The organism is Mesorhizobium sp. UC74_2 (genome assembly GCF_042701485.1).
GTDB lineage: Bacteria > Pseudomonadota > Alphaproteobacteria > Rhizobiales > Rhizobiaceae > Mesorhizobium.
The window spans coordinates 3,952,307-3,969,233 of sequence record NZ_CP170562.1 but is presented as its reverse complement, the minus strand read 5'-3'; the positions used below and the strand labels follow the sequence as shown (position 1 = coordinate 3,969,233).

The following is a 16,927-nucleotide window of genomic DNA, read 5'->3' as shown; positions in this document are numbered from 1 at the left end:
GGCGCTCACCCGCTGTTGCGAGAGGCTCCGGATTCGAGCGAGGCCTGTGTCGCCATGGTCCGCAGGGCATTCCAATGATCGGCCGCCTCCGCGGTCTTCACGAAGGAAACGGTGGTGACGACGCAGGCGATCTCGTTCTGCGCGTTGAACACCGGCGCTGCCTTGCCGGTCAGCAGCGAAAACAGATGCTCGTTGAGTTCAACGCCGGCGGCCTGGCGCGCTGCATCGAGCGTCTCTTTCGAGGGCGGACTGCCCCTGAACGTGGCGGGTTGCCGCTTGCGCGCCGCCGCGACCGTCTCGCGCGGCAGATAAGCCTGGAAAACCAGGCCGCACGCGGTGTTGTCGAGCGGAAGCACGTCGCCGAGCGAGACGGTGCTGATCGAGAAATCCGAGCTGCGGTACCAGCGGATGATGGTCGGACCCTGGTCTGTCCAGATCGCGACGCCGCAGCTTGCGGCGATTTCCGACGACAGCGTCTTCATCAGGCGGGCCGCGACTTCGATCGGCTCGATACGCCGCAAGGCGCCGATGCCGATGCTGAGCGCGGCCGGCCCCAGATCATAGCGACCGGTCATCGGATCCTGGGCCACCAGCCGTTCGCGCACCAGGCTCTGCATGTAGCGATGTGCCGTCGAGGTGCCCGTGCGCCCCTGCCGGGCAACCTCACCCAGCGCCAGCGGACCATCGGCTCTCGCCAGTATGTCGAGGAAACGGGCGGCGATGGACACCGATTGGATGGTCGTGGAGCGTTTGCCGGCGCTGCCGCCGTCGTCGTCGGAACGGTCTGGTTTCACGAGTGGTGTTCCGTTCCGTGCGGCAAGAGCGTGGAGGTCGAGGCAATCATGCAGGCAACATCTGGGCTGGAATGGGCGAGAGATGGATCGCCGTATCTTGGCTAACGACCGCGCGACGTTACGGTGCTTCGGCCTTGCGATCAATCGCGCTGGCAGCGCCCGCTCCAGCCTGTGACAGGATCTGCAACAGCCAAGGCCAGAAGCGCTCTGTGTGTTGACATGCGGAATGCGCTATGCATTGTGGAATTCATCCTTCAATCCGCGAGCCACGGTCCGTTCCCAGCCAGCGTTTCTTGTTTGGGCGATCGGGGACTTCATGCCTTCTTACTTCTCTGCCTCACTAAAAGTGGGCGCCAGCACGCTTTCGATTGTGTCGATGTTCGCGGCCACTGCCGCCTCTGCACAGGAAAAACCGCAGGCCGCTGCTGAAAGCGGCACCTTGCTCGAGCGCATCGTCATCACCGGCGAGAAGATCGCGCGCAGCCTGAAGGACACCGCCTCTTCCGTCTCGGTCATCACCGCCCAGCAGATCGCCAGGGAAAAGACGGGCGATGCCTCCGTGTCCGAGGTCATCCAGGACGTACCCAATGTCGTCTACACAGACACCGTCAGCACGCCGGTCATCCGCGGACAGGACACGCAAGGCCCCCTCACGGGGCAAGGGTCGTTCTGGGGCGGCACTGTGCCACGCGCCACCATCAATCTCGACGGCCACTACCTGAACTACAACGAGTTCTATTTCGGCGCCGCATCGGTCTGGGATGTCGACAGCATCGAGGTTTTCCGCGGGCCGCAGACGACCTCGCAAGGCGCCAACGCCATCGCTGGTGCGATCATCGTCAACACCAAAGATCCGACCTTCACGACAGAGGGCGCCTATCAGGCCGAGATCGGCAGCTATAATTCGAAGCGGGCCTCGTTCATGCTGTCCGGCCCCATCGTCGACAACCAGCTCGCGGCACGCCTTGCGGTGGATTATTCCGGCCGTGACACCTTCATCGACTACATCAGTACCAAATTCCAGCACGGCGACACCGACCAGGATTTCAGGGCGCTGAATGCCCGCTTCAAGCTGTTGTGGCAGCCGGCCGAAATCCCCGGCCTGGAGGCAAAATTCACCTATTCGCACAACGGCTCGAACCGGCCTTCGCAGGAAGCGGCATCGATGCCGTTCGAGGATCTCAATCACATCACCACGACGATGCCGACCTGGAAGCAGGACACCAACACCGGCATCCTCGACATCAGCTATGATGTCGGCAACGGCTTCAAGTTCTTCAACCAGACGCAGTATTCGGCGTCCTCCGTGCATCGCACCACCGGCCTCGTCAACAATGGCGATGCCGATGTCGAGCAGAAGAACGTCTCCAATGAAGCGCGCGTGACGTTCGGCGAGCAGGGCGATGCGCTGAGCGGCGTGGCGGGTGTGTATTACGCCCACACCAAGAGCGACGAGGTTCTGTATCTCAGCGGCCTGTCGACCTTCGACGACACCAAGCAGAATCTCGGCCTCTTCAGCGAGGCAAGCTACCGGCTGACCGATGTCTGGACGCTGACGGGAGGCCTGCGCTACCAGCAGGACCAGATCCAGCGTGCCGGCAGGTCGGTCTTTGCACCGCAGCCGGTGAATTTCGACACCACTTTCAGCGCCGTGCTGCCGAAAGTCTCGCTGGCTTATGCCGTGACGCCCGACCTCACCGTGGGGGCGATGGTCAATCGCGGCTACAATCCCGGCGGCGTGTCGCTCAACCTCAATGCGCGAAAGTGGATGCCGTTCGAGGAAGAGACGCTCTGGAATTACGAGTTGTTCACCCGCGCCAACCTGCTCGACGACACGCTCACGCTCAACGGAAATCTGTTCTACATGGATTTCAAGAACGCCCAGTACACGATCCCGGTCGTGATCTCCTCGGGCGTTGCGCAGTCCTACACGATCAACGCCGAGAAGGCGCATGCTTATGGGCTGGAAATCGGGGCGGACTACCGTGTCCTCGACAATCTGACGCTCAAGGCCAGCGCCGGCGTGCTGCGTACCCGTATCGACAGCATCTCCAGCAATGTCGCCTATGAGGGCAATGAGTTCGCCAAGTCGCCCGGCTACATGCTGAGCTTCGGCGCCAGCTGGGACGTGACGGAGAAATTCAACCTGTCCGGCGAGGTTCGCCACATGGACAGGTATTATTCCGACACCGCCAACACGCCGAGCTATCTGATCGAGCCCTACACGATCGCCGATGCCCGTGCGAGCTACAACTTCAACGAGCATCTGCAGGTCTACGGTTACGTCAAGAACATCTTCGACGAACGCGCGCCGACCTACATGCAGCAGAACCGCGGCATCGGCGGTGTCGAGGCCAGCATGACCATGCCGCGCACCTTCGGTGTCGGCGTGAAGGGCAGTTTTTAGCCCCGTCGCGGGGGGAGGGCGGCCGCACGGCATCTGTCGCGGCCGCCCGCCGGCTAGTCTGGCCGCGTATCGAGTGCGCCGGTCGTGCCCCGCTCGATCAGCGTGATCGGTATCGTGAAGTTCAGCGCGCCTTCGGACAACTGCCGATCATCGTCGAGGCAATTGAGAATGGCTTCGATGAAGGCTTCGATCGGGTGGCTCACCGTGGTCAGTCCATGCGACGGCCAGGCGGTTTCCGGGATGTTGTCGAAGCCGATGATCGAGAAGTTACGCGGTACCTGGATGCCCAACTCGAACCGGGCTGTGTCGTGGAAGCCGAGCGCAATGAGATCCGTTGCGCAGAACGCACCGTCGATCGAGCGATCGGTCAGGAGCTTGCGCGCGGCTTCCTGTCCCGTCTCGAAACTGTTCGGCCCGCTCATCCACGGCGTGACCCTGGCTCCCGCCTCGCTCATGCGGGCAACGAAGCTTTCGATACGCCGCTTCTGGCTGACGCTGCCGTTGCCGCTGCGCACGATCGCGACATGACGGCGGCCATCCAGCAGCATGCGGTCGGCCGCCAGGCGCCCGCCGGTCAGGTCGTCCGTATCGATCTTGTCGGCGTTGCCCGGCAGCGTGCCGCGGTTGATCAGGATCAGCCGCACATCGTTGCGCAGGCAGGCCTCGATGATCTCCTCGGGTGGTGCACCTGAAAGGATGATCACCGCCCGCACCCGGTATTCCAGGACCCTGGTTGACCAGGCTGCCGATGTCGTCGCGTGCGGCTTCGGCATTCAAGAGCATGCACTGCAGGCCGCGCTTGAACAGCGCCGCGCTGATGCCATCGAGCAAGGCGGTGTTGAACGGCGAGGTCAGGTTGGCGGCAACCACGCCGACGAGACTGGACTGCGCCATCTGCAGACCCTGCGCCAGCCTGTTGACCCGATAGCCAAGCTTTTCGGCTGCACACAGGATGCGTTCACGCACGTCTTTCGACACGCTGGCGCCCGGGGTGAAGGTTCGCGAGACGGCGGAACGGGAAACGCCTGCTTCCCTTGCGACATCCGCCGCCGTGATGAAACCGCTCTTCATTCTCCATGCTCCATCGGGGCTGCTGGAGCCCGGTGAACAATCTGAACTTCTGTCTTTGCCGTCATAAAACTGAAGCACAACTTCGCTAGATTGCACACGTGTGCAAGAGCATTGTTATGAAGTTGCGATGCGATTGTCCAGACTAAGAAATCAAGAAAAAATCTTTTCTTTTCAAATTGTTGAGGACGCCGCCTTGGCCGATATCGTCATCAGTGACCTGTCGAAGATGTATGGCGGCAAACGCGTTCTCGATCGCGTCGCAATGCACATCGTCGACGGTGAATTCATTGCGGTTCTCGGCCCTTCCGGTTGTGGCAAGACGACTTTGCTGCGCTTGCTTGCCGGCTTCGAAACTCCGGATGAAGGCACGATCCAGCTCGGTGATCGCGTCGTTTCTTCCAGGGAGGCCAATGTGCCGCCGGAGAAACGCAACATCGGCATCGTCTTCCAGAATTACGCGCTCTGGCCGCATATGAGCGTGGTCGACAATGTCGGCTATGCGCTGAAGATCGCCGGGGCGCGTTCACAGGAGCGTCTGCAACGCAGCCGCGATGCCCTGGCCGTTGTCGGTATGGAAAATCTGGCCGAGCGCGCGCCTTCCGACCTGTCCGGAGGCCAGCGCCAGCGTGTCGCCCTGGCGCGCTGTCTTGCTGCCAGGCCATCGGTGATGCTGCTGGATGAGCCTCTGGCCAATCTCGACGTGCATTTGCGCGCGGCGATGGAAAACGAGTTCGTGCGTTTCCACCGCCATACCGGCGCCACCATGGTCTACATCACGCATGACCAGTCCGAGGCGATGGCGCTGGCCGACCGTATCGCGGTGATCGATCGCGGCCGGCTGGTGCAGTTCGACCGGCCGCGCGATCTCTATCGCGAGCCGCAGAGCGAGATGGTCGCCCGTTTCATAGGCAACGGTCAGGTGCTGCCGGTGCAGGATGTACGTCCGGATGCCGAGGCCGCGATTGTCAGCATCTTCGGCAAGGATCATCGTGTCCGGGCACGCAGGAGCGAGCAGGTTCGCTCTTCGGCCAGGCTTTCCGTCCACACCTCGGCGATGCGCCTGGCACAGTCCGGCGAAGATGGCTTCGCCGGCAAGGTCGAACGGGTCATCTATCGCGGCAATCACAGCCAGGTCGATTTCGTCGTTACCGCGGATCCGGAGCTGCAGCTGACGCTGCACGCACCGGCGGATGTCGCCATTCCATCGGACGACTCTATCCAGGTCTGCATCAGCGACGGCTGGGTCATTCCCGCCGCCGCCTGACGGTTTTTCCACTCTCACAGCAACAGGAGTTCTCCATGCGCCTCACCACTGCCCTCATGCTCGTCTTGTTGAGCGGGACGGCTGTCAACGCCGAAACCTTGACCCTCTACACGTCGCAGTCGCCGGAGATCGCCCAGCAGACCGTCGACGCCTTCCAGGCCAAGTATCCCGACATCAAGGTGGAATGGACCCGCAACGGCACCAGCCAGCTGCTGAACGTGCTGCGCGCTGAAATCGAAGCCGGCGACGTCAAGCCGGACGTGCTTCTGGTCGCCGACACCATCAACCTTGGCCAGTTGAAGAAGGAAGGTCGCCTGATGGCCTATCCGCAGGCGCCGGTCGGCTCTTACGACAAGAGCACCTACGACAAGGACATGACGTTCTTCGGTACCAAGATCATCTCCACGGGCATCGCCTACAACACCGAGAAGGCCAAGCCCGTCGAAACCTGGAGCGCCCTGCTGACGGAAGACAACAAGGGTCAGATCGCCGTGCCGAGCCCGCTCTACTCGGGCGCCGCGCTCAACCACCTGCACAGCGTCGTCAATGTCCCCGGCATCGGCTGGGAATTCTATGAAGGCCTCGCCAAGCTCGATATCGCTCCGGAAGGCGGCAACGGTCCGGCCCTCAAGGCCGTCGCCAGCGGTCTCGCCAAATACGGCATCATTGCCGACGCCGACGTCATTCGTGCCAAGGCCAAGGGCTCGCCTGTCGACCTGATCTTCCCGAAGGATGGCGTTTCCTTCATCACCGAGCCGGTCGCCATCATGTCGACCGCCAAGAATGCCGACGGCGCGAAGAAGTTCATCGACTTCCTGCTGTCCAGGCAAGGCCAGGAACTCGTCGTGACCCAGGGCAACCTGCCGATCGATCCGTCGATCACGCCGCCCGCCGGTTTCCCGAAACTGTCCGAGATCAAGCTGCTGCCGATGGACGCCGACAAGGCCGTGGCCACCGACAAGGAGACCCGCGAGAAGTTCACCAAGATCTTCGGCGGCTGATAGAAAGATAGAAAATGGCGTTGATTGCCATGGAAAGGGTCGAGGAGCGCCGGCGGTTGCCGGCGCTTCTTCCCAGGGCGGAATGGGCGGTGCTTGGACTGCTGGTGATCTTCGTCGCCGGGCTCTCCTTCGCGCCGTTGCTGCGTCTTGCCATAACCGCGATCGCCCCTGACGGTGCGATCGATCTCGGCCATGTCGTCGAGTTGCTCTGGAAGAAGAAGGTCCTGACCGCATCGACCAACACATTGGTCGTCGCCTTGCTGTCCACCTTGCTTGCCATGGTGCTTGGGACGATCGCCGCGGCGCTCACCGTGCTCACCGACATGCGTTTCAAGACGGCCTGGGTCTTTGCCTTCGTGTTGCCGCTGATGATCCCGCCGCAGGTGACGGCCCTTGCCTGGGTGCAGGCTTTTTCGCCGTCGAGCCCGGTTCTGGGCCTGCTGGGTCTTTCGCTTCATGACGGCGGCCGGCATCCGCTCTATTCGCCGGGCGGCATCATCCTGCTTTTGGGCTTCTATCACGCACCGCTGGTGTTCCTGACGGTGAGGGCAGCCCTGCGACGCCTGCCCGCTGAACTGGTCGAAGCCGCGCGCGCTGCCGGCGCCACCAGCTGGCCGCTGATCTTCACCATCATCCTGCCGCTGGCGCGGGCCGGCCTGTTTGCCGGCGCTGCCCTCGCCTTCGTCTCGTCGATCAGCAATTTCGGCATCCAGGCCATGCTGGGTATCCCGGCGCGATATCCCACCCTGATCACGCTGATCTACCAGCAGATGAACAGCTACGGCCCATCGGCGCTTGCCGACATGGCGGTTTTGGCCCTGCTTCTGTCGACATTGACCATTGTCGGCGTCGCCGTCAGCGGCTGGCTCGGACAGCGTGGCGACGTGCGCGTCGACGGCATCGGCCGCTCGCTTGAGATACGGCTTGGCCGCTGGCGTCCCGCCGTCGAGACGGCCAGCTGGCTGTTCATCGTCATGACCATGGCACTGCCGCTATCGGCGCTCGTCGCAACCTCGCTGGTCAATGGTTTCGGCCAGGAACTGAGCTGGAAGACGCTGACGCTGGTCAACTATGCCAACGCCCTCGTCCACCAGGCTTCGATCCGCAACGCGTTCCTGACCAGCCTGCTGCTGACATCTGTCACCGTCGTCATCCTGATGGTCGTGTCGCTGTTCATGGCCTATTTCATCGTCTGGAAGCGCGGCCCGCTGGTGCGTGTGCTGCATCTCTTCAGTGAGCTCGCCTATGCGCTGCCCGGCATCATTCTCGCCGTGGCGATGATCCTGTTCTTCCTGAAGCCGCTGCCGTTTCTCGGTTTCAGCATTTACGGCACCGTCTGGATCATCCTGGCCGCCTATCTTTCCAGCTTCCTGGCGCTCGCGCTGCGTCCCGTCCTTGGCGGATTCGCACAGATCGACCGCGCCATGGAAGAGGCGGCCCAGGTGGCGGGCGCAGGCTTCCTGGCGCGCATGCGCGACGTCATCATCCCGCTGGTCGCACCAGCGGCGGTCGCCGGTGGCGTCATGGTCTTCATGAGTGCCCTGAACGAGATCCAGGTCTCGATCCTGCTCGTGTCGTCCAATGCCCGCACCATCGGCCCGATGGTGGTCTTCCTCGAAGAGGGCGGGTCGTCGACGCTCGCCGCGGCAGTCGGCTGCCTGATGATCGCGGCCGTGCTGATCCTGATGCTGGTGGCGACCCGCTTCTCGCGCTACCTGCCAAAAGGGGTGTTGCCTTGGCAAAATTGACCGTTGTCAGCGGGCAGGGCGGCAAGCTTCCGGCTGCCTTCCTGCTGGAGATGCATGGCCGCCGCATCCTTCTCGATCTGGGGGAAGGCCCGCAACCTGGCGTGAAGCCTGACCTTTCCGATGTTGGGCTCGTCAACGCGATCTGCCTTTCGCATGCCCATATCGACCATGTCGGCTCGCTGGACCTTGCGGGGCAGCTCGGCAATCCGCTGGTGTATGCGACAGGCCGGACGTTCAGCCAGATCTCCGAAGCGGTGGTCCCGCCGGAACGGCGTGTGCAACTGCCGGTCAGCGGCAAAGCCGAAATCGCCGGTCTGCCGGTCACCGTCGGCCGGAACGGCCACGCGCCCGGCGGGATATGGGTCCATTTCGCTGGGAGTGGCGGCGTTCTCTACATGGGCGACTGGAGCGCGGAATCGCTGCTGTTGCCGTTCGACGAGCCGCCCGCCGCAGGCTCCCTCATTACCGATGCGTCCTATGGCGATTTCGACGAGGCGCTTTCTTCACAGGTCGGAGCGATCGCGGATTTCGCCGCGTCCGGTGCAGTGCTCTGCGTGCCGGCCGGCGGCAGGGGGCCGGAGATGATGCTGGCGTTGCACAGGTTGGGCTTAAAGGCGACCTGTTGCCCTGTCGTGCGCCGGGAGATGCAGTCTCTCGCCAGCGACGAAGAAGGCATCATCAGTGCCGAGAGCCGTGCCGGCATTGCTGCGTTGCTGCGCTCGATGCCTGTCACCGATGAGTGGTCTCCGGACAAGGTGATCGTGGCGACGGAAGCCAATGCCGAAACCGGACTGGCGGCGCAGCTTCTGCAGCGCCGGGACGAGGGCTTTCGCTTCCTGTTCTCCGGTCATGTCCCGGCGCGGACGCCAGCCTGGGATATGCTCCGGCGTGGCGAAGCGCGCTGGCTGCGCTGGAATGTCCATCCACGACGGCAAGATACGATGGACCTCGTCACCCGCACCTGTGCCGACAAGGTCGTTGCGGCTTTCGTACGGCCGGAAGAGATGCCCCTGCTCGAACAATGGCTTGGCGAGCGCCTCTGCCGGACAAGGGTCATCCCCTTGCCTGTCGATCGAGACCAGTTACTGAAAGCGGCGGAATAGGACTGCAAGCATGAACATGAACCACAATGACAACCGGCCGATGACCGAGGAAGAGGAAGATCGCCTGCCGGTGCTGCTGCCGGTTCTTGCCGATATCGATGCTGCCGGAAAGACGCTGTTCATCGGCAACGCGGTCGCGGCCAACGATGCCGTCCTGCTTTTGCGCAACGGCATCACCTCGACGATGAATCTTGCGGTGAACATCGAGATGCCACCGCTGGCTTTGGACGACGGCTCGGTCGTCAGGCGCACGCATATCGGCCTGATCGACGGCCCGGGCAACATTGCTCATCATCTGCTCGGCGCCGTTCTGGTCCTGCACGGCATCATCAACCAGCAAAGTCCGGGCAAGGCGCATTATCCGCCTCACCGGGCCGGCAATGTGCTGGTGCATTGCCGCGGAGGTCGCAGCCGTTCCGCCGGTACCATCGCGCTCTATCTGCACCTTGCGCAGCCCGAGCACTTCCCGGCTTTCGAGGATGCGCTGCTTCACGTGCGATCGTGCCGGGGGCTCGACGAAACCCAGCCGCAGCCGGCGATGCTGGATCTCTGCCGCCAGGCAGTGGCGATATGGAACCGCTCGGCGGAAAACGGCCACGTATTGCTACGCTAGCGCTGCAACCTGTTGTGGAGTTCCCGTATCAGCCGAGCGCAGCAGCGCATCGATCAGCCGATGCACCTTCAGCGCCTCGTGGCCGCTGACCCTGGGTTGGCTGCCTGTCGCAACCGCGTCGAGAAAGTCCGTCAGCACGGCGCGGTGATGCTGATGGGAAAACGCCATCGGATCGGCCCCGGTCCCGCCACCGGCGCCTTCGTCCTGGAGATGGAATTCGCTGCCATCGTGGAAGGCCGCTGACAGCTTCGTGCCCTCGAGCCGCGCCATGCCCTTGGTGCCGATGATGTCGATGGCGTCCGGGTGACCGGGATAGGCCGAGGTGGTGGCTGTCAAGGAGCCGATGGCGCCATTGTCGAAGCGCATGGCGCCGGCCACCAGATCCTCGGTCTCCATGCGATGTACGGGACTGGTCACCGCATAGGCGGTCACTTCGCTTGGTGCGCCGGCCACCGAGATCAGCAAGTCGAGCGTGTGGATGGCCTGGGTCAGCAGCACGCCGCCACCGTCGCGTTCCCTGGTTCCGCGCCCTGGCTGGTCGTAATAGCTTTGCGGACGCCAGTTATTCAGGCGCACCGATGCGCTGACGAGCACGCCCAGCCGGCCGCCGCGTACCAGTTCGATCAGCGCCGTGCCTGTCGGCCGGAAACGATGCTGCAGCACCACGCTGAGCTTCACGCCGGCTGCATCAGCCGCGGCAACCAGTGCCTTGGCTCGCTCCAGGCTGGTTTCCAGCGGTTTTTCCAGCAGGATGTGCTTGCCGGCTGCAGCCGCTCGCTGCACCAGGGCGAAATGCGTGTTGGGCGGGGTCAGAACGAGCACGGCATCGATGCTGATGTCGTCGAAGATCGCGGCAAGGTCGTCGCAGGTGGGCAGGCCGTAGCTGCTCGCGAAAGCCTCGCGGCGTGCCCGAGTCGGGCTGTAGGCGGCGACAACTTCGACACGGTCGGCAAGGTCTAGCAGGCTTTGGGCGTGCGGTGCCGAGGCCATGCCAAGCCCGATGACGCCGAAGCGCAGCCTGCTCACCGGGCGGCTCCGCCAGGAATGCCAAAAGTCTCGAAACTGCGCATGATGCCGCGCAGTTCCGCCAGGCCCTTGAGGCGGCCGATGCAGGAATAGCCTGGGTTCACCTTCTTGCCGATGTCATCGACAATGGCGTGGCCGTGGTCGGGCCGCATCGGGATCTGCCAGTCGGCGCGGCCTTCCGCCTTGCGCCGCGCTTCCTCCCGCATCAAGGCCGCCACCAGCCGCACCATGTTGGTGTCGCCTTCCAGATGTTCGGCTTCATGGAAGGACCCGTCCGCTTCCTTGGTGACATTGCGCAGATGCGCGAAGTGGATGTCGGGCGCGAACTCCCCGGCCATGGCGACCAGGTCGTTGGCGGCGTTGGCGCCATACGAGCCGGCGCATAGCGTCAGTCCGTTCGACGGTGAGCGATGCGCATCGAGCAGCTTGCGCGCATCGGCCGCCGTCGAAACCACCCGTGGCAGGCCGAAGATCGGGAAGGGCGGATCGTCGGGGTGGATTGCCATGCGCACGCCGGCCTCTTCGGCCACCGGCATGATCTCGCGCAGGAAGGTGAAGAGGTTTTCGCGGAAACCATCCGGCGTGATGTCGCGATAGACATCGAGCGCACGCCGGAAGCTGTCGCGGTCGAAGATGAATTCCCGCGCCGGCACCCAGCCGATCAGGTTCTTCTCCAGCGTTGCCAGCGTGCTTTCGCTCATGCCGGCCAGACGCTTGCGGGCTGCCTCGATGCGTTCGGCCGGATGGTCGGCCTCGGCGCTGGGGCGTTGCAGCACCAGCACGTCATAGGCGCAGAAGTCGACGGCATCGAAGCGCAATGCCGTGCCGCCATGCGGCATAGGAAAATCGAGATCGGTGCGCGTCCAGTCGGTGATCGCCATGAAATTATAGCAGACGGTGCCGATGCCGGCTTTGGCGACGGCACGGATCGACTGTTTGTAATTGTCGATCCAGTCGCGGTAGCGGCCGGTGCGGGTCTTGATCTCCTCATGCACGACGATGCTCTCAACCACCGACCAGGTCAGGCCGGCTCGCTCGATCTCCTGCTTGCGTTTGGCGATTTCATCATCGGGCCAGGTGCGGCCATCGTTGATGTGATGCAGCGCACTGACGATGCCGGTAGCGCCGGCCTGCCTCACATGCGCGAGCGTGACGGGATCGTCGGGCCCGAACCAGCGCCAGGTCTGTTCCATCTATTCCCCCGAGACAGTTGCGATTGCAGCGCCGATGCCGGCGGCGCGGATGGTTTCGAGATGGGCGATCACCGCGCTCTGCAATTCCGTCCGTCCGGCTTGGCGCGAGGCGAAGCCGGCAAGGTCGAAGACCTGCGTCACGGTGGTGGGCGCCGATTGTGAGTCGGCGAATATCGTCGCAAGCCCAGTATCGAGCGGGTCGGAGAACTGGCCGGCATCCGGTGTGCGGCCCCGTGCCTCGCAGGCCGCGATCCACGCGGCGATGACCAGCGTCAGGTGAGGGACCGGGGCGTTCCGTCGAACCCGTTCGATCGCCGTTGCCACGATGCGCTGCGGCAGTTTCTGGCTGCCGTCATTGGCGATCTGGGCGGTGCGGTGTTGCAAGGCAGGGTTATCGTAGCGCGCGGTCAGCCTGTCTGTATAGATTTGCGGGTCAAGACCGGCATCGTCGGGCAAGGTAGGAATGGCCTCAGTCCAAAGGCCCTGTACGAAACGCCGGATCGCCGGGTCGCCGAAAGCGTCCGCCACTGTTTCGTGCCCGGAAAGCAGGCCGAGATAGGCGATCGCCGAATGTGAGCCGTTGAGCAGGCGAAGCTTCATGTCTTCGAAAGGGCGGACGTCCTCCACCATCGTGACCCCGAAGCGCTCCCACGCCGGCCGGCCGGCCGCAAAGCGGTCTTCGATCACCCATTGGCAAAACGGTTCGGTGCGCACCGGCCAGGTGTCCGTCATGCCGAGCGCGGTCGCAATGCGCGCGCGGTCGGTATCGGTCGTTGCCGGCACGATGCGGTCGACCATGCTGGAAGGGAAGGCGATCGATCGGTCGATATGAGCGGCAAGCCCTGCGCCACGGGCCTTTGCGAATTCAAGCAGCAGTCGGCGCAGTGTTTCGCCATTGGCCGGCAGGTTGTCGCAGGACAGCACGGTGAAGGGTGTTATCGCTGTCGCCTGACGGCGCAGGATGGCCTCGACGAGGAAGCCGTAAATGGTCTTCGGCTGATCGTGATTGGCCAGGTCCCAGACGACATCGGCATGGCTGAAGTCGAGCCCGCCTGCCGCGTTGCGCAGATAGGCCTTTTCCGTGACGGTCAGCGTGATGATGCGCACCGAGGGCAGGCAGAGCGTATCGATCAGCCTGGCCGGGTCCTCTGGTGCCACGAGCAGTGACAGGATCGAGCCCACAACGCGCAAATCCTCGCCCTGGCCGCTGCGCACGGCAAGCGTATAGAGGCAGTCCTGCGGCGCCAGTGCATCGCGTGTATCGGTGCTGCGCAGCGATGCCCCGACGATACCCCAATCGGTTTCGCCGGCGGCGAGGCAATCATCGATATAGGTCGCCTGGTGGGCGCGATGAAAGGCGCCGACGCCGAGATGCACGATGCCCGGCGCGATGGCCGAACGGTCATAGCGCGGCAGCGCCACATTTGCCGGCAGGGCGGTCAGCGACGCATCGGACAGGACCGTCACGTGATAGCTCGCTGTTTCATGGCATCCCTCCCGAAGCCGCCGTCGTCGCCGAAAAGGCGCCTCCAGTCATCAGTGGCATCATATCCGTTGCGTACACCGCGATTTGGACAGGTGCAACAAACTTATCATACAACATTATAGTTTTTGTATGTTGACATTACCTCGTGCTGCTCCTAGCCATTAAGGCGCCGAAGGAGGAGCGGCACGGTCCCATGAACTCGCTTGTCGATCCAGACTTGCTGTTTCCGGCCGAGCCGTCGGTTCGCGGCATCGCTCGCGAGCTCTACGGCCTCGTCAAATCGCTGCCGATCGTCAGCCCGCACGGCCATACCGATCCACGCTGGTATGCGCTCGACGAACCGTTTCCGGATCCTGCGCAACTGTTGATCGTGCCGGACCACTATGTTTTCCGCATGCTGTTCAGCCAGGGCGTCAGGCTGGAAGACCTTGGTGTACCGACGCTCGATGGCGCACCGGTCGAGACCGACGGCCGCAAGATCTGGCGCCTGTTTGCCGAGAACTATTTCCTGTTCCGCGGCACGCCGACCCGTCTGTGGTTCGACTACGTGCTCACCGATCTCTTCGGCATCGCCGAGCCGTTGACCGCGACCAACGCCGACCGTCACTACGACGCGATAGCCGACTGCCTGCGGCGCGAGGAATTCCGGCCACGCGCGTTGTTCGAGCGTTTCAACATCGAGGTGATCGCCACCACCGACGGCGCGCTGGACGACCTTGCCTGGCACCGGCAAATCCGCGACAGCGGCTGGTTGGGCCGCGTCGTCACCGCCTACCGGCCGGACGCCGTGGTCGATCCCGATTTCGAAGGTTTTGCCGCCAATCTCGATCGTCTCGGCGAGATCAGCGGCTGCGACACCGGCAACTGGGCTGGCTACCTCGACGCGCATCGCCAGCGCCGTGCCTATTTCAAGGGCTACGGTGCCACCTCCACCGATCACGGCCATGCCACGGCCGAGACCGCCAACCTTTCGCCGGCCGCCGCGCAGGAGCTGTTCAACCGCATCCGCGCCGGCTCATCCGATGAGCGTGAGCGCCGACTGTTCCGCGCCCAGATGCTGACGGAAATGGCCAGGATGAGCCTGGACGACGGGCTGGTGCTGCAGATCCATCCGGGTTCCTGGCGCAATCATTCGTCGGCGATGCTCAGGCAGTTCGGCCGCGACAAGGGTTTCGATATCCCGACGCGTACCGACTATGTCGCGGCGCTGAAGCCGTTGCTCGACGCGGTTGGCCTCGAGCGGGACCTTTCCGTCATCGTCTTCACGCTGGACGAGACCAGCTATGCGCGCGAACTGGCGCCGCTGGCCGGCGTCTATCCGGCGCTGAAGCTTGGACCGGCCTGGTGGTTCCATGACAGCCCCGAAGGCATGCGCCGCTACCGCGAGATGACCACCGAGACCGCCGGCTTCTACAACACTGTCGGTTTCAACGACGACACCCGCGCCTTTCCATCCATACCGGCCCGCCACGACGTGGCGCGCCGCGTCGACTGCGCCTTTCTCGCCCGCCTCGTCTCGGAGCATCGCCTGAGGGAGGACGAGGCGCGCGAGCTGGCGCCGGAGCTGGCCTACAGTCTCGCGAAGAGGGCGTATCGACTTTAGCCAAACATAAGAGGGAGGAACCAATGCTGCATATCTCAAAACTGGCCGGCCTGGCACTGCTGGTGGCATCGCTGACCACCGGTACTGCCGCCTTTGCCCAGACGGTGCTGAAATCGTCGGACACGCACCCGGATGGTTATCCGACCGTCGAGGCGGTCAAATATTTCGGCGAACTGGTCAAGGAACGCACGGCCGGCCGTTATGCCGTCGAGGTCTACCACTCCGCCCAGCTCGGCGAGGAGAAGGACACGATCGAACAGGTGCGTTCCGGCGTCATCGAGCTGAACCGCGTTTCCATGGCGCCCTTCAACGGCACGGTGAAGGAAACCATCGTTCCGGCGCTACCCTACATCTTCCGCTCGGAAGACCACATGCACAAGGTGATGGACGGCGCCCTTGGCGACCAGATCAAGGCAGCGTTCGAGCCGGCCGGCCTGGTGGCGCTGGCCTTCTACGATGCCGGTGCCCGCTCCTTCTACAACAAGAGCAAGCCGATCAATTCGGTCGCCGACATGAAGGGGCTGAAGTTCCGCGTCATCCAGTCTGACATCTTCGTCGACATGGTGGCGGCGCTGGGCGCCAACGCCACGCCGATGCCTTATGGCGAAGTCTATTCGGCGATTGAAACCGGCGTCATCGACGGCGCGGAGAACAATTTCCCGAGCTACGACACCGCCAAGCATTTCGAGGTGGCGAAGAACTTCTCCCTCGACGAGCACACCATCCTTCCGGAAGTGTTCGTGATGAACAAGGCGGCCTTCGACAAGCTGACGCCGGAAGACCAGGCGATCTTCAAACAGGCGGCGAAGGACAGTGTCGCCAAGCAGCGTGAATTGTGGGCTGCCAAGACCGCCGAGTCCCGCTCCAAGGTGGAAGCGGCAGGGGCTGCGATCACCTCTCCCGACAAGCAGGGGTTCATCGACGCCATGAAGCCCGTCTACGAAAAGCACGTTACCGATCCCGTGCTGAAGAAGCTCGTAGAAGACGTGCAGGCCGTGCAGTGACGCAGCCGACAGGCGGGCCTCGGCCTGCCTGTCGCCTTCGGGAGGCAAGACCATGTCGACAAGACTGGAAAAAACGGGCCAGACCCTGTCCTGGCTGAGCACGTTGTCACTCTGGCTGGCCGGCGCCGGCCTCGTGGTGATGACGGCCATCGTCGCCTGGCAGGTGTTCTGCCGCTACGTGCTGAACGACTCGCCGAGCTGGACCGAGCCGGGCGCTGTCATGCTGATGAGCTGGTTCATCTTTCTGGGTGCCGCCGTCGGCGTGCGCGAGAACTATCACATGGGTTTCGACGTGCTGCTTTATGTCGTGCCCAGGGGCGGCAAGGCATGGTTGCGCATGATCTCCGACATCGTCGCCTTCGCTTTCGGCATCGGCATGGTCTGGTACGGCTCGCAGCTGGTCTTGCTGACATGGAACACCACCCTGCCGTCACTGCGCATATCGGGCGGCTGGGATTACGTGCCGCTGGTCGTCGGTGGCGCGCTGATCTGTCTGTTTTCGCTGGAGCGCATGGTGCTGCGGCTCGCCGGCCAGCCGATCGACGACATTCTCGACGAATTGCCGCCGGCGGAGGTCGCCGCCGAACTCGACACCGCCCAAGTGAAGGCCTGAT

The 16,927-nt window shown here is 63.4% G+C and carries 14 protein-coding genes and 1 pseudogene; 9 read left to right on the top strand and 6 right to left on the bottom strand.

Annotated features, from left to right (window positions below):
• Positions 1–5: 5 nt before the first annotated feature.
• A complete protein-coding gene (locus ACFJIU_RS19275; RefSeq protein WP_379062567.1) occupies positions 6–794 on the bottom strand; it encodes an IclR family transcriptional regulator in 789 nt (262 codons plus the stop codon).
• Positions 795–1,170: 376 nt separating this feature from the next.
• On the opposite strand from ACFJIU_RS19275, the gene ACFJIU_RS19270 reads away from it, so the two are divergent.
• Positions 1,171–3,201, top strand: a complete 2,031-nt coding sequence (locus ACFJIU_RS19270) for a TonB-dependent receptor (RefSeq protein WP_379062565.1) — start codon at positions 1,171–1,173, stop codon at positions 3,199–3,201.
• A 53-nt stretch (positions 3,202–3,254) separates the two neighbouring features.
• On the opposite strand, the gene ACFJIU_RS19265 is transcribed toward ACFJIU_RS19270, so the two are convergent.
• Together ACFJIU_RS19265 and ACFJIU_RS19260 are read right to left on the bottom strand one after the other, a co-directional pair.
• Positions 3,255–3,905, bottom strand: coding sequence for a substrate-binding domain-containing protein (locus ACFJIU_RS19265; protein WP_379062563.1), 651 nt, complete (start codon positions 3,903–3,905; stop codon positions 3,255–3,257).
• 271 nt (positions 3,906–4,176) lie between these two features.
• Positions 4,177–4,272 (bottom strand): annotated as a pseudogene (locus tag ACFJIU_RS19260) (hypothetical protein); the annotation flags it as partial.
• Between the two features lie 193 nt (positions 4,273–4,465).
• On the opposite strand from ACFJIU_RS19260, the gene ACFJIU_RS19255 reads away from it, so the two are divergent.
• The 5 genes from ACFJIU_RS19255 to ACFJIU_RS19235 are packed head-to-tail and all read left to right on the top strand — an operon-like array spanning position 4,466 to position 10,001.
• A complete protein-coding gene (locus ACFJIU_RS19255; RefSeq protein WP_379062561.1) occupies positions 4,466–5,536 on the top strand; it encodes an ABC transporter ATP-binding protein in 1,071 nt (356 codons plus the stop codon).
• Positions 5,537–5,571: 35 nt separating this feature from the next.
• Positions 5,572–6,537, top strand: coding sequence for an ABC transporter substrate-binding protein (locus ACFJIU_RS19250; protein WP_144378442.1), 966 nt, complete (start codon positions 5,572–5,574; stop codon positions 6,535–6,537).
• Between the two features lie 14 nt (positions 6,538–6,551).
• Positions 6,552–8,285: an ABC transporter permease gene (locus tag ACFJIU_RS19245; RefSeq protein ID WP_379062559.1), complete on the top strand. Its 1,734-nt coding sequence runs from the start codon at positions 6,552–6,554 to the stop codon at positions 8,283–8,285.
• The gene (locus ACFJIU_RS19240; RefSeq protein ID WP_379062557.1) at positions 8,273–9,388 is read left to right on the top strand and encodes an MBL fold metallo-hydrolase; all 1,116 of its coding nucleotides are present in this window, start codon (positions 8,273–8,275) and stop codon (positions 9,386–9,388) included. The genes ACFJIU_RS19245 and ACFJIU_RS19240 overlap by 13 nt, the downstream gene beginning before the upstream one ends.
• 10 nt (positions 9,389–9,398) lie before the next feature.
• Positions 9,399–10,001, top strand: a complete 603-nt coding sequence (locus tag ACFJIU_RS19235) for a dual specificity protein phosphatase family protein (RefSeq protein WP_379062555.1) — start codon at positions 9,399–9,401, stop codon at positions 9,999–10,001.
• On the opposite strand, the gene ACFJIU_RS19230 is transcribed toward ACFJIU_RS19235, so the two are convergent.
• From ACFJIU_RS19230 to ACFJIU_RS19220, 3 genes are read right to left on the bottom strand one after another with little or no spacing between them, the layout of a single operon-like run.
• Positions 9,993–11,027: a Gfo/Idh/MocA family protein gene (locus ACFJIU_RS19230; RefSeq protein ID WP_379062553.1), complete on the bottom strand. Its 1,035-nt coding sequence runs from the start codon at positions 11,025–11,027 to the stop codon at positions 9,993–9,995. The genes ACFJIU_RS19235 and ACFJIU_RS19230 overlap by 9 nt on opposite strands.
• On the bottom strand, positions 11,024–12,220 hold the full coding sequence (gene uxuA / locus ACFJIU_RS19225; RefSeq protein WP_379062551.1) for a mannonate dehydratase: 1,197 nt from the start codon (positions 12,218–12,220) through the stop codon (positions 11,024–11,026). The genes ACFJIU_RS19230 and uxuA overlap by 4 nt, the downstream gene beginning before the upstream one ends.
• Complete coding sequence (locus ACFJIU_RS19220; protein WP_379062549.1) at positions 12,221–13,687, bottom strand: mannitol dehydrogenase family protein; 1,467 nt, start codon at positions 13,685–13,687, stop codon at positions 12,221–12,223.
• 212 nt (positions 13,688–13,899) lie between these two features.
• On the opposite strand from ACFJIU_RS19220, the gene uxaC reads away from it, so the two are divergent.
• The 3 genes from uxaC to ACFJIU_RS19205 are packed head-to-tail and all read left to right on the top strand — an operon-like array spanning position 13,900 to position 16,926.
• Positions 13,900–15,309 carry a glucuronate isomerase gene (gene uxaC, locus ACFJIU_RS19215; RefSeq protein ID WP_379062547.1) on the top strand — a complete coding sequence of 470 codons (1,410 nt, stop codon included), beginning with the start codon at positions 13,900–13,902 and terminating at the stop codon, positions 15,307–15,309.
• Positions 15,310–15,332: 23 nt separating this feature from the next.
• Entirely contained in the window at positions 15,333–16,313 is a 981-nt protein-coding gene (locus tag ACFJIU_RS19210; RefSeq protein WP_379062546.1) for a TRAP transporter substrate-binding protein, read from the top strand.
• Positions 16,314–16,365: 52 nt separating this feature from the next.
• Positions 16,366–16,926: a TRAP transporter small permease gene (locus ACFJIU_RS19205; protein WP_379062544.1), complete on the top strand. Its 561-nt coding sequence runs from the start codon at positions 16,366–16,368 to the stop codon at positions 16,924–16,926.
• The last annotated feature ends 1 nt before the right edge of the window (position 16,927 follow it).